11 protein-coding genes are annotated in these 12,735 nt (G+C 59.0%); 5 read left to right on the top strand and 6 right to left on the bottom strand.

Going from position 1 to position 12,735, the window contains the following annotated elements:
- Positions 1 to 201: 201 nt before the first annotated feature.
- The 4 genes from QRN50_RS02830 to QRN50_RS02845 form a co-directional block, all read right to left on the bottom strand.
- Positions 202 to 2,163 carry a methyl-accepting chemotaxis protein gene (locus tag QRN50_RS02830; protein WP_050586801.1) on the bottom strand — a complete coding sequence of 654 codons (1,962 nt, stop codon included), beginning with the start codon at positions 2,161 to 2,163 and terminating at the stop codon, positions 202 to 204.
- Between the two features lie 370 nt (positions 2,164 to 2,533).
- A complete protein-coding gene (poxB, locus tag QRN50_RS02835) occupies positions 2,534 to 4,252 on the bottom strand; it encodes a ubiquinone-dependent pyruvate dehydrogenase (protein ID WP_096126975.1) in 1,719 nt (572 codons plus the stop codon).
- A gap of 156 nt (positions 4,253 to 4,408) precedes the next feature.
- A complete protein-coding gene (mrdA, locus tag QRN50_RS02840) occupies positions 4,409 to 6,298 on the bottom strand; it encodes a penicillin-binding protein 2 (protein ID WP_011267586.1) in 1,890 nt (629 codons plus the stop codon).
- Between the two features lie 138 nt (positions 6,299 to 6,436).
- Positions 6,437 to 6,901 carry a winged helix-turn-helix transcriptional regulator gene (locus QRN50_RS02845; protein WP_024651508.1) on the bottom strand — a complete coding sequence of 155 codons (465 nt, stop codon included), beginning with the start codon at positions 6,899 to 6,901 and terminating at the stop codon, positions 6,437 to 6,439.
- An 88-nt stretch (positions 6,902 to 6,989) separates the two neighbouring features.
- Here QRN50_RS02845 and QRN50_RS02850 point away from each other — a divergent pair, with 88 nt between their 5' ends.
- The 5 genes from QRN50_RS02850 (at position 6,990) to QRN50_RS02870 (ending at position 9,705) form a co-directional block, all read left to right on the top strand.
- Positions 6,990 to 7,847: an SDR family oxidoreductase gene (locus QRN50_RS02850; RefSeq protein WP_096126976.1), complete on the top strand. Its 858-nt coding sequence runs from the start codon at positions 6,990 to 6,992 to the stop codon at positions 7,845 to 7,847.
- A gap of 97 nt (positions 7,848 to 7,944) precedes the next feature.
- Complete coding sequence (locus QRN50_RS02855) at positions 7,945 to 8,253, top strand: RcnB family protein (RefSeq protein ID WP_003407540.1); 309 nt, start codon at positions 7,945 to 7,947, stop codon at positions 8,251 to 8,253.
- 345 nt (positions 8,254 to 8,598) lie between these two features.
- On the top strand, positions 8,599 to 9,087 hold the full coding sequence (locus QRN50_RS02860; RefSeq protein ID WP_024660401.1) for a DUF3828 domain-containing protein: 489 nt from the start codon (positions 8,599 to 8,601) through the stop codon (positions 9,085 to 9,087).
- Between the two features lie 63 nt (positions 9,088 to 9,150).
- Positions 9,151 to 9,354 carry a hypothetical protein gene (locus QRN50_RS02865; RefSeq protein ID WP_003367271.1) on the top strand — a complete coding sequence of 68 codons (204 nt, stop codon included), beginning with the start codon at positions 9,151 to 9,153 and terminating at the stop codon, positions 9,352 to 9,354.
- 153 nt (positions 9,355 to 9,507) lie between these two features.
- Entirely contained in the window at positions 9,508 to 9,705 is a 198-nt protein-coding gene (locus tag QRN50_RS02870) for a hypothetical protein (protein ID WP_003349205.1), read from the top strand.
- A 6-nt stretch (positions 9,706 to 9,711) separates the two neighbouring features.
- On the opposite strand, the gene QRN50_RS02875 is transcribed toward QRN50_RS02870, so the two are convergent.
- Positions 9,712 to 11,163: an MFS transporter gene (locus QRN50_RS02875; protein WP_058399079.1), complete on the bottom strand. Its 1,452-nt coding sequence runs from the start codon at positions 11,161 to 11,163 to the stop codon at positions 9,712 to 9,714.
- A 61-nt stretch (positions 11,164 to 11,224) separates the two neighbouring features.
- A complete protein-coding gene (locus QRN50_RS02880; protein WP_161633407.1) occupies positions 11,225 to 12,532 on the bottom strand; it encodes an Nramp family divalent metal transporter in 1,308 nt (435 codons plus the stop codon).
- Between the last annotated feature and the right edge of the window lie 203 nt (positions 12,533 to 12,735).

A 12,735-nucleotide genomic window follows, 5' to 3' on the forward strand; every position in this document is an offset into this window, starting at 1 on the left:
AACGATTATGTAGTGATTATTTTTAGTCACTACATAATCGTAAGCGGGACGTGGGGTTACGTGAAAAGGTGACTGAAGGGTCATGGCTGACGGACTATCGATGGTGATCAGAGACCGCGGCACGACAGTATCCGCAGACCAACAAAAAGGCCTGAAAACTTTCGCTTCCAGGCCTTTTCACAATACACAAACAGCTTGCTGTCAGCTCACCTTGAAGCGACCGACCAACCCCTGCTGGTGCTCCGCCAGACGCGCGAGTTCGCGACTGGTGACGGCAGTCTGCTCGGCACCGGCACTGACCTGGATGACCAGCGAGTTGATGTCGTCGACGTTGCGGTGGATCTCTTCGGCCACCAGGCTTTGTTCTTCAGCGGCCGAAGCGACCTGGATGTTGCGGTCGCTGATGGTCGCGATGCCTTCGGCGATTTCTTCCAGCAGTTCGCCAGCGCGCACGACGTTGCTGGCACCCTCCTGCGCCTTGCCCAGGGTTTCCTGCATCGACGCGGCAGCGCGTTCCGAGCCGGACTGCAGGTTGGCGATCATTTTCTGGATGCTGACGGTAGAGTCCTGAGTCTTCTTGGCCAGATTGCGTACTTCGTCGGCCACCACCGCGAAACCACGCCCCTGCTCGCCGGCACGTGCAGCCTCGATGGCTGCGTTGAGCGCCAGCAGGTTGGTCTGGTCGGCGACACCACGAATGACATCGAGCACCGAAGAAATCGAGTTGCTCTCGCCCTTGAGCTCGTCGATGATCCGTGAAGTCTCTTCAGCCTGCACCGAGAGCTCCTGAATCAGGCCGATGGTGTTGTCGATTTCGGTCTTGCCCTGCACGGTGCTGCTGTTGACGCGTTGCGACATCTCGGCCGCGTCGGTGGTGCTGCGCGCGACATCCTTGACCGTGGCGCTCATCTCGCTGATGGCAGTAGCGACCTGATCGGTACCCTGGCGTTGTTGCGCCACGTTCTGATTGGTTTGCAACGCCACTGCGGAAGACTGTTCGGCAGCGGTGGCAACCTGCGCCGTGGCGCTGCCGATTTCGCTGATAACCTCACTGATCTGATGCGCCATGTTGTCAAGATTGCGTGAGATCTCGCCAAACTCATCCTTGCCGATATAGCGGGTCCGCGCGGTCAGGTCGCGAGTGGAAAGTGCCATCAGCGTGCGGTTCACATCGACAACCGCAACCTTGATGTTGCGGATGATCACCGACGCCAGCCACAGCACCACGATCAGCATCAGGACAACGATGGCAACCGCCACGTACAGGCTGCTTTGAGCGGAGCTGCGCGCATCCGTTGCCAGGCCGACGACGTTCTGGCCAAGCTCTGCTTCTACATTGGCCATCATGTCGATACGTGCGGTGGCAAGGTTGAACCAGTCTTCCGGCTTGACGTTGAGCGGATCACCCATCGGGGTATCGAAGCCCAGACGTTGCAAGCGGGCCACTTCCAGCGAGCCCGGCTGCTGCATGACATCATTGAGTTTGGTCTTGAATACTTCAGGGGACCAGCGTTGAAAGGCTTCGAGGTAGCCGGAGAACTCTCCGAGGTTACGACTGAAGCGCGATAACAGTGGCGCATCAAAGCGGTTCTGGTTGAACGCCTGAACGAGCAGTACGCGCTCGCGACCGGCACGCTCCTTCATATCCACGAACTGGTTGAGCGAACTCAGGCCACGCAGTATTTCCGGATCTTCGATACTCGCTTCCAGCGAATAGGAGAACCCGACGAGTGTTTTGATAACGTCGGTGAACCGCGTAGAGGACTCGGTGTTGTTGATCCCCAGCGTATCGATCTTGAGGCGCAGCGCGGTCAGGTCATCCAGTGCGCGGTAGACTTTGTCGGGGCTGGGAATACCGTCGGTCGACTGGGTGCGCATCTCGCTTATCGCCTTGTCGGTTTCCTGACGAAAGGCCTTCAGCTTATCCTGCATGGACTTGCCGCCGCTGCCCAGAAACACGCCGCTGGCGCCGCGCTCACGCTGAATGGTGGTGACCACGTTACTCAGTTTCTGTGCAACCGCGGTGGCTGTCACCGCGCGCCTCATATCACCGAGATTTTCGCTTTTGTCAGCAACGAACAGACCTGCGAAGGCCAGGAAGCCCAATAGGGGGAATATTAAAATAAGCAGCAGTTTCATACTCAAAGGAGCATTTCTAAGCATTGCAGACCTCATGACATGCAGACTTTTCTATAAAGAATATCCAGGGCGTAACGTTCTGTAGCGTCGACGTTTTTTTGTCGCCAGGGACTGTTCGGTAATCAGCCTGCCGTAGCCGGTCTTGCTCCCGTATCACTGTCTCGGCTGTCTGCCGGGAAGCTTTACCCACTATTTGAATTTGTTAGTTCAAATAGCGAACTCAATAAGCACAGAGTGAGCGAAGTTTGGATCCACAAAGAAATGACCGCCTTGGGCGGTCATGATGAGAAGGGAAATATAAAGACACCGAGCGTATCACCTGTAACAGCGACGACAATCTCGGTGGATAGAAGTTGCAACTTTTTCTATTCATCCCATACGTTTTTATAATGTATTAACGCAGGTTGGTTTTCGCCAGTTCCAGCACTTCACTGCCGCGTCCGCTCATGATCGCGCGCATCATGTACAGACTGAAGCCCCTGGCCTGTGCCAGCTTGATTTTCGGTGGAATGCCCAGCTCCTGCTTGGCGGTGACAACGTCGATCAGCACTGGACCGGGATGATCGAACGCCTTGCGCAAGGCGGCGGGCAGCTCTTCGGCGTTCTCGACACGCAGGCCCAGAATACCTGCGCCCAAGGCAATACCGGCGAAGTTGGTTTCATGCAGATCAGTGCCGTGCGGCACATAACCACTGGCTTTCATTTCCATGTCGACAAAGCCCAGCGAGCTGTTGTTGAACACCACCATCTTGATAGGCAGGTTCAGCTGACGAATGCTTAGCAGGTCGCCCAGCAACATCGACAGGCCACCGTCGCCACACAGGGCGATGACCTGACGATCCGGGTGTTCAGCCTTGGCCCCCAGAGCTTGCGGCAAGGCATTGGCCATCGAGCCGTGGTTGAACGAGCCGAGCAGACTGCGCTTGCCGTTCATGTGCAGATAGCGCGCAGCCCACAGCGTCGGCGTACCGACGTCGACGGTAAAGATCGCATCGGCATCCGCCTGCTCGTCGACCAGTCGAGTGAGGTACTGCGGGTGAATCGGCGCGCCATCTGGCGTCGGAGTGGCCAGCTCGTCCAGTTCTTCCCGGGCCTTGGCGTAATGCTTGAGGGCCTTGTCGAGGAAACGGCGATCGGTATGCGGCTTCAGTTTTGGCTGAAGCGCTTCAAGTGTTTCCCGTACCCCACCAACCAGACCCAGCGCCACCGGCGTACGGCGACCGATCTGAGTCGGATCGAGGTCTATCTGGATGATATCGGCTTTTTCAGGGTAGAAATTCCGGTACGGAAAGCTGCTGCCCAGAATCACCAGCGTGTCGCAGGACAGCATGGCATGGTAGCCGGAGCTGAAACCGATCAGGCCGGTCATGCCGACGTCGAACGGGTTGTCGTACTCGACGTGCTGCTTGCCGCGCAATGCGTGAACGATTGGCGCGCCCAGCGTATCCGCCAATGCCAGAAGCTGCTCGTGGGCACCCTCGCAACCCGCACCGCACAGCAGCGTGACGGCTTTGGAAGCGTTGAGCATGTCGGCCATCGACTGCAGGTCGTTTTCGGCAGGCACGACCTTGGGCGCTGTAGCCTCGATCCATTTTGCCGCGACATCCGGCGCGTCGCTGAGCGCCACGTCGCCCGGCAAAACAATCACCGCCACACCTTTCTGGCTGATCGCGGCACGCATGGCACGTTCCAGCACACGCGGGAACTGCTCGGGGTTGCTGACCAGCTCGACGAAGTGGCTGCACTCCTTGAACAGCTCTTGCGGATGGGTTTCCTGAAAGTAATCCAGACCGATTTCCGAGGACGGAATATGCGCAGCAATTGCCAGTACCGGTACACGGTTGCGGTGGCAGTCATACAGGCCGTTGATCAGGTGCAGGTTGCCCGGCCCGCAGCTGCCGGCGCAGACCGCCAGCTTGCCGCTGGACGCGGCCTGGGCACCGGCAGCAAAGGCTGCGACTTCTTCATGACGGGTGTGCATCCAGCGAATCGAATCGGCGCGTTCCAGGCTGTCGGTCAGGCCGTTGAGGCTGTCACCGGACACCCCCCAGATGTGCGAAACACCTGCCGCTGCGAGGGTTTGCGCGAGATGGTCGGCAATGGTCTTGGACATGCGGGGTTCCTTGTCGAGGCAATGATAATGAATTCGGTAAAACGCGCGCAGCGCTCTGCCACGCCTGTTGTGGTCGACCCGATGCATTCTCGACAGTTCAGAAAACCTGAGCCCTGTTCAGGGCTCGATCACTCGGCCAGCGCTTTAAAAGGCTGATCAGGCGTGCGGGTTGCCCGGTGCCTTGGCGGGTGTGGCGTACTCCGGTTTGAGCTTGCCTTCGCTGTCCAGCAGCCAGGCATCGAGAATCTCCCGCACCACCGGGCCCGCTACCCGGCCACCCGCCTCGCCGTTCTCGATGGTCACCGACACGACAATCTTGGGATGGTCGGCTGGCGCAAAGCCCACGAACAAGGCGTTGTCACGGTTACGCTCCAGAGTCTTCAGACGGTTGTAGCGCTCGCCCTGCTTGATCGCCACTACCTGCGCCGTACCGCTTTTGCCGGCGATGCGGTACTGAGCGCCCTTGGCGGCATCCCGCGCAATGCCGCGCGGGTCGTGCATAACCATCTGCATGCCGGTATTGACCTGATTCCATTCGTTGGGATCGTGCAGCACGATATTTGGCATCGGATGCTCGTCAACGGGCGCCGTATCACCGACTTCCATCGCCAGGTGCGGTCGATGCCAGACACCCTTGCTGGCAATCAGTGACGTGGCCTGGGCCAGTTGCAACGGCGTGACCTGCATGTAGCCCTGGCCGATGCCGAGAATCACCGTTTCGCCAGGGAACCATGCCTGTCGACGCGTGGCCCGCTTCCATTCGCGGGACGGCATCAGCCCTGCAGACTCCTCGAACATGTCCAGCGACACCTTCTGGCCGATGCCGAACATGGTCATGTAGTCGTGCAGGCGGTCGATGCCGAGCTTGTGCGCCACGGTGTAGAAATAAGTGTCATTGGAACGCATGATCGCCGTGTCCATGTCCACCCAGCCGTCGCCACTGTGGTTCCAGTTACGGTATTTGTGGTCGAAGTCCGGCAACTGGAAATAGCCGGGGTCGAAGACCTTTGTCGAGGCCGTCACCACGCCGCTGTCGAGACCGGCAATCGCCACTTCCGGCTTGACCGTCGAGCCCGGCGCATACAGGCCACGCAGCACACGGTTGAACAGTGGCCGATCAATGGAATCACGCAGCGCCGCGTATTGTTTGAAGCTGATGCCGGTGACGAACAGGTTGGGGTCAAAGCTGGGTTTGCTGACCATCGCCAGCACGTCGCCGGTTTCCGGGTCCAGTGCGACCACCGAACCACGTCGATCACCCAGCGCGTTTTCCGCCGCAGCCTGCAAGTGCGCGTCCAGCGTGAGGGTGATGTTCTTGCCGGGCACCGGGTCAGTGTGTTTCAGCACGCGCAGCACGCGGCCCTGGGCATTGGTTTCGACTTCTTCATAACCTACGTGGCCGTGCAGCTCGGACTCGTAGAAGCGCTCGACACCGGTCTTGCCGATCGACTGTGTGCCGCGGTACTCGTTGTCGAGGTGGGCCGCTTCCTTTTCGTTGATACGCCCGACGTAGCCGATTGAATGAGCGAAATGGGCGCCCAACGGATAATGGCGAACGAACTGCGCCGCCACGTCCACGCCCGGCAGCAGGTACTGATTGACCGCCAGAATGGCGATCTGCTCTTCGGTGAGTTCATAGAGCAATGTTGCCGGCTCGAACGGGTGACGAACCTGCTTAAGCTCCTTGTCGAACAGAATCCGGTCTTCATCGGGCAATTCCAGCAGGGTCATCAGCTCATCGATCACCTTGTGCCAGTCGCCAGCGCGTTCGCGGGTCAGGGTCAGGTTGAAACTGGGACGATTGTCGGCAAGCACTTCGCCATTGCGGTCAAAGATCAAACCGCGCTCGGGCGGGATCGGCAGTACGTGAACACGGTTGTTTTCGGAAATGGTCGAGTGATAGTCGAACTCGGTAACCTGCAGGAAATACATGCGTGCGACCAGACAGGCAGCCAGCAGGCCGACCAGCACTGCGCAGGCAATCAGACGCTGATTGACCAGCCGCGTCTCTTTTTCGTGGTCTTTCAGGGGAATGGGATTGGGCATTTCTACAGCTTCTCGGTGAAGGGCAAACGGCGCAACTGAACGTGTATATAAAGATTTCGGCGCGCACCATACCAAGAAGCGGCGGATTGCAGGCGATCAAGCCGACAATCGCAGGATGAAAATTCTGTCAGAAAAGGTTCATTCGGGCGTGGTCTGCAGTGTGTTTGACGCTTCTCGAGCCTGCATGATGCGCGGCAGATTGGTCTCGATCCAGGTGACGAGGCTTTCAACCTGCAAGGCGACCTCTTCGCCCATCGGGGTGAGCCGATATTGCACATGCGGTGGCACCACGGGCAACGACTTGCGACTGACAAAACCGTCATGCTCCAGATGCTGGAGCGTTTGCGCGAGCATTTTCTCGCTCACCCCGCCAATCTTGCGGCGTACTTCACTGAAGCGATGCATGCCACCCCGCAGCACCACCAGCACCAGCACGCCCCAACGGCTGCAGACGTGATTGAGCACCACCCGCGAAGGACAGTCAGTGGCCAGCACCTGGCCCTGACGAACCAGCGCCAATAGCGTCTCGACCGCTTCAGACTGGAGGCCTTGCGGCGTAACGCTTGATCGCGGGGCAGTTGATTGCGAGGCGGATTCGCTCATGACACTTACCTTTTTGTACGTACTTACTAAAGGTAAGCATCATGACTATGCTGGCGCTTCCTTTCAACCTGATTCAAGGAATCATTCCATGATCGTTGTCACCGGTGCCACCGGCCAGCTTGGCCGCCTCGTCATTGAACAGTTGCTCAGCCGCGTACCCGCTTCGCAAATCGTTGCCGCCGTGCGCAGTCCGGAAAAGGCCGCCGATCTGTCCAGGCAGGGTATTCAGGTTCGTCAGGCCGACTATTCACAGCCGGCGACACTGGACAGCGCATTTACCGGCGCCGACAAAGTGCTGCTGATTTCTTCCAGCGAAGTGGGTCAGCGTCTGCCGCAGCACAAGGCAGTGATCGATGCGGCCAAACGTGCCGGGGTCCAGCTGCTGGCCTACACCAGTGTTCTGCATGCCGACACCTCGAGATTGAGCCTGGCCAGCGAGCACCGCGAAACCGAAGACTACCTGCGTGCCAGCGGCCTGCCCTTTGCCTTGCTGCGCAATGGCTGGTACACCGAGAACTACACGGCGGGCATTTCCGGCGCGCTGGCCCATGGCGCAGTCATGGGCTGTGCCGACGAGGGCCGTATCAGCTCTGCTTCGCGTCTGGATTACGCCGAAGCGGCCGCTGTGCTGCTGACTTCGGAAACGACACAAGCCGGTAAAGTCTATGAACTGGCAGGTGATGAGTCCTACACGCTGTCCGAATTTGCGGCGCAGTTGTCGACGCAGAGCGGCAAGTCCCTGCCTTACGTCAACCTGCCACAGGCCGAATTCGAAGCAGCGCTTATCCAGGCAGGCCTGCCGGACTTCGTCGCCCGGTTGCTGGCCGATTCCGATGCCGCTGCTGCCAAGGGCGCCCTGTTCGATGACAGTCGCCAGTTGAGCGCGCTGATCGGCCGCCCGACCACCCCGCTTTCTGCAACCATCGCCGAGACACTGAAAGGCTGAGCACAGCAAACCCGATCGAATGATTTGCAACAGTGAGGGTCCGAGTTATTACGAGGCATTAAGCCATCGCCTTATACCAAAGACTGGGAGTCTTCACATGAATAGCAAATCGTTGATCGCCTGCATGACCTTGCTCGGCTGCTTTTCCGCCGTCACCCTGCCCGTTCACGCGGCAGAGACGGCGGAACCGAAAGTCAGCGAATCCAAGGACAATGTCCATGAGCTGGAAGTAGGCTCCCGCGTTCCGGAAAAATATCGCCGCAGCGATCTGGAAGTGAAGGACTGGAAAAGCAAAGGCCTTAAAGAGCCTGCGAAAGAAAGCGAATGGGTAAAAATCAACGACAAATACGTGCGTTTCCAGAAGGTCAATGGCCAGATGATGGAAATCGTGCCAATCAAGAAGTAAGGCTAAGCCTTCTTCGCCGACGCTCTGCGTGAGCATGCCCCATGCGCCGCAGAGCGCCATGCAGGGCATGTCCGGCGCAGAGCTCGTCTCGATGGTTCCTCCCGCGCAAACGCGGTCGTGGAAATGAGCAGACTCATGAAAAACCCCTTGAACACGATCGGAAAGGACCGGATCAAGGAAGTGACGGCCGCGAACCGCGTACTGAATGAAATGACCCTCAATCCGGTTTAGTCTGCCCGCCCCTCTGACGCATGACCGAAACCATTGCTTTTTTGTCCGCATGCCTTACAAATGCAGTGTTGTCAGCTTGTAACCTCACTGCCACCTTTTCTGCGAGCCCGCTCCATGTCCAGAACCGTCGCCATTGCCTTCGCCTGCCTGCTTTCAACCACTGCCCATGCGGCCTGCCCGGCTGCGACCCCGGTCGACACGGCGGGCTGGATCTATGAGAAGCACCAGGATTTTTATCTGAACGGCAAAGGTAGCGCTGATTATTTGTCAAAACCTTTACTGAGCCTGCTCAAAAAGGACTGGGCGTGCCAGAACGGCGATCAATGCGCCGTGAGTGCCAACCCGTGGACCGACGCGCAGGACGGTGATGTGCAAAAGCCAGTTGACTGGAAGCTGGTGTCCAACTCGGACAAGCAGGCCGTGGTCGAAATGACCTATAACCTGGGTTACAAGGATGCCCCGCAGCAGCCGGTCACCCGCCAGACAACACGCCTGCTGCTGGCCAAAAATGCCAACAGTTGCTGGGTGCTGGAGAATGTTCAGGGGCCACAGGGCGTTGCATTGATGCAGAGCCTGGAGGAATTTCCCTACGAAGGTGATTGATCGGCCTTGAAACAATCCGCCATTCTCGGTATCACAGGCACTTGAATTTCACGAGCGAGCACCATGAATACCTTTGAGCAATCGATTATTGAGGCTGCGCAGGCCGCCACGCCCAATAACACCGATGCCGAACGCGAAGCTGCCAGAGTTGCCGCCACGCAGGCGGTAGCCGAAATCATGTCCACCCGCAGTGGGCTGGACCGCACCCTGGCACTGGCCGAGTTGCTGGACTCCTACTCGGAACACGATGATCAGGAAGACGATTAGGCTGCTCGGCACGGTGCGAAAACTGATTGGCTTGTTTATTTACCTGCGGCATTAAAGAAAGATGACCTTGCCGCCGACAACCCGATCGGGTGGATTGATAATAGTCACCCATTCATTTAGTGCGCTCGGATGCGACCTATAAGGGCACCATCCGTGCAGATCGAACAGTTGCAAGACATGCAGGCGTACATCAGGCGTACTGCCGACGACCTGGAACTTGTTTCGGCCAACCTGGCCGGACATCTCCTGTACCTCGAGCGAACTTCCCGGGCACACGAAGCGCAAGAGGTCAGTGAGCGGATCATCGGCCTGCAGGCGTCCGTGGACAGCCTGCGCGGCATATTCCGTTAACGCCCCCTATCGGTCCCCGGCCTGCGACAACGGTCTGGCCACATCTTCCAGAGATTTGCGCTCGGCAGCCGTGCCCCATATCGATTGCACAACCGCCGCCAGCAGCATCAGCCCTGCTCCGATCAGATAGCCGATCAGCACATTGCTGCGCTCGCCGGTTTCGATCAGCTCGCCGAACAGCGTCGGGCCAATCATCCCGCCCAGCCCGGTACCGAATGCGTAAAACACCGCAATCGCCAAGGCACGAATTTCCAGTGGAAAGGTTTCGGCGACGGTCAGGTAGGCCGAGCTGGCCGCTGCCGATGCAAAGAAGAAAATCACCATCCAGGCGATGGCCTGCTGGGTGACGTCCAGCACGCCTTGCTGGAACAGGTAGCCGCTGATCGCCAGCAGCACGCCCGAGACGCCATAGGTGAGGCTGATCATCACCCGTCGACCGACCACGTCAAACAGTCTGCCCAGCAGCAGCGGACCGCAGAAATTGCCCAGCGCCAGTGGCAGCACGTACCAGCCGACGCGCTCGGCCGGCACATCATAGAAGTCGGTCAGCACCAGTGCGTAAGTGAAAAAAATCGCATTGTAGAAAAACGCCTGGGCCGTTAGCAGCGTCAGGCCTACCAGCGAACGCTGACGAAACGTCACCAGTAACGTTCTGGCGACCTCGCCCAGCGGCGTGTGGTCACGGGCATGCAGGCGCAGGGGTTTTCCCGACACTGCGGGCAGTACGTGGCCCTGACGCTGCAAGTCTGCTTCTATCTGCTCGACGATCTGCCTGGCCTGTTCAGCCTGGCCGTGTATCAACAGCCAGCGCGGGCTCTCTGGCAGCCACAGTCGCATCAGCAGAACCAGCAGGCCCAATACCGCACCGATCCCGAAACACAGGCGCCAGCCCAGCTCGGCGCCAACCCACAGCGGGTCGAGCAAGACAATCGAGCCAATCGCACCGAGCGCGGCACCCAGCCAGAACGTGCCATTGATAGTCAGGTCGACCCACCCACGGTAGCGGGCCGGGGTAAATTCCTGAATGGTCGAATTGATTGCCGTGTATTCGCCGCCGATGCCCATGCCGGTCAGGAAGCGGAACAGCATGAAGCTCCACACACTGAAAGAAAACGCCGTGGCGGCCGTTGCGCCGACATACAGCAGCAAGGTGATGAAGAACAGCTTGCGACGCCCGAGACGGTCCGCCAGCCAGCCAAAGAACAACGCGCCCAGCACGGCACCGGCAATATAGGCGGCACCCGCCAGGCCAATGTCACTGTTGCTGAGATTGAGCGCCGGGCTGGCTTTCAAGGCCCCGGCGACGGAGCCTGCAAGGGTGACTTCCAGGCCGTCCAGCAGCCAGGTGATCCCCAGCGCAACCACCAGCAAGGTGTGGAACCGTCCCCAGGGCAGGCGGTCCAGACGCGCGGGCAAATCGGTTTCGAAGACGCTGCCCTTGTCGCTCGATGTGCTCATGTCCGGCTACCTGACGGCTGACATTGGTGTCAGGTGTGAGAGTCGCGGCAGCCGATCAAGTTCAGCTGATCCAGAACCACAGTAACGTCAGATTAGCCGCCGAGATCAGCCCGAACAGCCCCCAGGCCGCCGTTTTCACCAGCCGGCTGTTGACGAACGGCCCCATCAGTTGTGGGTCACTGGTGAAACGAATCAACGGCCAGAGCGCAAAAGGCAGTTGCAGGCTCAACACCACCTGACTGAGCACCAGCATCTGCCCCACCGAGCTGTCACCCAGCCAGATCACGCCAATCAGCGCCGGAATCAGTGCCAGTGCGCGGGTGATCAAGCGCCGTTGCCAGCACGGGATCTTTGCCTGCAGAAAACCTTCGAGCACCACTTGCCCGGCAATGGTGCCGGTGAAGGTCGAGCTCTGCCCCGCCGCCAGCAAGGCAATACCGAACAGCACGCTGGCGATCGCACCACCCACCAGCGGATCAAGCAGGTGATAGGCGTCCTGAATCTCGACCACCTCGGTATGCCCGGTCTTGTGAAACGCTGCAGCAGCGAGGATCAGAATCGCCGCATTGATCAGCAGCGCCAGGCTCAGCGAACCGATGGTGTCCAGCCGCGCGTAGCGAATGGCGCTGGCCTTGCTGGCCTGGTCCGAACCGTTGACCCGCGTCTGCACCACAGACGAATGCAGATAAAGGTTATGCGGCATGACGGTGGCGCCCAGAATGCCGATGGCGATGTACAGCGGCTCCTGGCTGCTCAACACATCCCAGCTCGGCTTCAGACCCGCGACGACATCCGGCCAGAATGGCTTGATCAGAAACAACTCGACGGCAAAGCAACTGGCGATGGTTGCAATCAGCCCCAGCACGATGGCTTCCAGACGACGAAAATTGGCGCCCTGCAAGGCCAGCACAATCAGCGTATCGAAAGCGGTCAGCGCCACACCGGTGGTGATGGAAACGCCGAGCAACAGATGAAACGCCAGCGCAGCGCCCAGCACTTCCGCCAGATCGGTGGCAATGATCGACAGTTCTGCCAGCAACCACTGGCCCTTGGCGACCTTGCGGCTGTAGCGTGCGGAGGACAGTTGCGCCAGATCACGGCCGGTCGCGATGCCCAGCCGCGAACAAAGGTTCTGCAAGACCATGCCCGAGAGGCTGGCCAGGACCACCACGAACAGCAGCGAATAGCCGAAGCGCGACCCGGCCTCGATGGCGGTCGCCCAGTTGCCAGGATCCATATAGCCGATGGAAACCAGCAGGCCAGGCCCGACAAACAGCATCATCTTGCGCAGCAAGGACGCGTTCGGCGGAATGGCCACACTGTCCGTGGTCGCCGAAGGGCAGAAAGGAGCGGTGGCAGTAGTGGGCAGTTTGTACGTCACGGGAACCCGGCATGCAGATAGTTAAGGCCCAATCCTAAAGTTTTGCGACACATGTTGATACATCATTGATGGCTTCATGCCTGCTGTTTTTCGCGTACCTCCCTGCCTGACACGGTCACCGCTGCACCGTCCTCATGTTCACTTAATTCCAGCGACCTAATGGATCCGATATAAAAAGTCAAAAAACCGAT

The organism is Pseudomonas sp. MEJ108, assembly GCF_030208985.1.
In the GTDB taxonomy this organism is placed as follows: Bacteria; Pseudomonadota; Gammaproteobacteria; order Pseudomonadales; family Pseudomonadaceae; genus Aquipseudomonas; species Aquipseudomonas fragariae.

Coding starts and splice junctions, on each gene's coding strand:
- QRN50_RS02830 (WP_050586801.1), bottom strand. CDS start 2,163: ATGCTTAGAAATGCTCCTTTGAGTATGAAACTGCTGCTTATTTTAATA.
- poxB (WP_096126975.1), bottom strand. CDS start 4,252: ATGTCCAAGACCATTGCCGACCATCTCGCGCAAACCCTCGCAGCGGCA.
- mrdA (WP_011267586.1), bottom strand. CDS start 6,298: ATGCCCAATCCCATTCCCCTGAAAGACCACGAAAAAGAGACGCGGCTG.
- QRN50_RS02845 (WP_024651508.1), bottom strand. CDS start 6,901: ATGAGCGAATCCGCCTCGCAATCAACTGCCCCGCGATCAAGCGTTACG.
- QRN50_RS02850 (WP_096126976.1), top strand. CDS start 6,990: ATGATCGTTGTCACCGGTGCCACCGGCCAGCTTGGCCGCCTCGTCATT.
- QRN50_RS02855 (WP_003407540.1), top strand. CDS start 7,945: ATGAATAGCAAATCGTTGATCGCCTGCATGACCTTGCTCGGCTGCTTT.
- QRN50_RS02860 (WP_024660401.1), top strand. CDS start 8,599: ATGTCCAGAACCGTCGCCATTGCCTTCGCCTGCCTGCTTTCAACCACT.
- QRN50_RS02865 (WP_003367271.1), top strand. CDS start 9,151: ATGAATACCTTTGAGCAATCGATTATTGAGGCTGCGCAGGCCGCCACG.
- QRN50_RS02875 (WP_058399079.1), bottom strand. CDS start 11,163: ATGAGCACATCGAGCGACAAGGGCAGCGTCTTCGAAACCGATTTGCCC.